This window comes from Streptomyces sp. NRRL B-24484 (assembly GCF_000717715.1).
In the GTDB taxonomy this organism is placed as follows: Bacteria; Actinomycetota; Actinomycetes; order Streptomycetales; family Streptomycetaceae; genus Kitasatospora.
The window spans coordinates 1-640 of record NZ_JOAI01000143.1 but is presented as its reverse complement, the minus strand read 5'-3'; the positions used below and the strand labels follow the sequence as shown (position 1 = coordinate 640).

The window sequence follows — 640 nt, the reverse complement described above, 5'->3', positions numbered from 1 at the left end:
CCGAAGCTGCGGGCGATCGCGGTGCGCTGCTCGTGCCGGCCGAGCGCGATGATCCGCCCCGCACCGAGGCGGTGCGCGGCCAGCACCCCGCACAGGCCGACCGCACCGTCGCCGACCACCGCCACGGTCGCACCCGGCCGCACCCGCGCGGCGACCGCCGCGTGGTGGCCGGTGCTCATCACGTCCGACAGCGCCAGCAGACCGGGCAGCAGCTTCTCCTCACCGGCCGCCTCCTTCGGCAGCTTCACCAGCGTGCCGTCGGCGAACGGCACCCGGACCGCCTCGCCCTGACCGCCGTCGGAGCCGACCTCGCCCCAGAAGCCGCCCTCCGGGCAGGAGGTGTGCAGACCCTCCCGGCAGTAGTCGCAGGTGCCGTCGGACCACACGAACGGCGCCACCACGAAGTCGCCGCGCGTGAATCCCGTCACCCCGGAGCCGACCTCCTCCACGACGCCGAGGAACTCGTGACCGATCCGCTGACCGGCCACCCGGGACGCCACCCCCCGGTACGCCCACAGGTCACTCCCGCAGATACAGGCGTTCACCACCCGCACCACGGCATCGGTCGGCCGCTGCACGACCGGGTCCGGCACCTCCTCGATCCGGATGTCGTTGGGGCCGTGGATCACGGTGGCACGCA

Annotated in this window: 1 protein-coding gene; it reads right to left on the bottom strand. The window is 73.9% G+C overall.

Annotated elements, in window-relative coordinates; genetic code table 11:
* A partial coding sequence (locus IE98_RS0141665; protein ID WP_159401272.1) for an alcohol dehydrogenase catalytic domain-containing protein occupies positions 1–640 on the bottom strand: 640 nt, incomplete at both ends.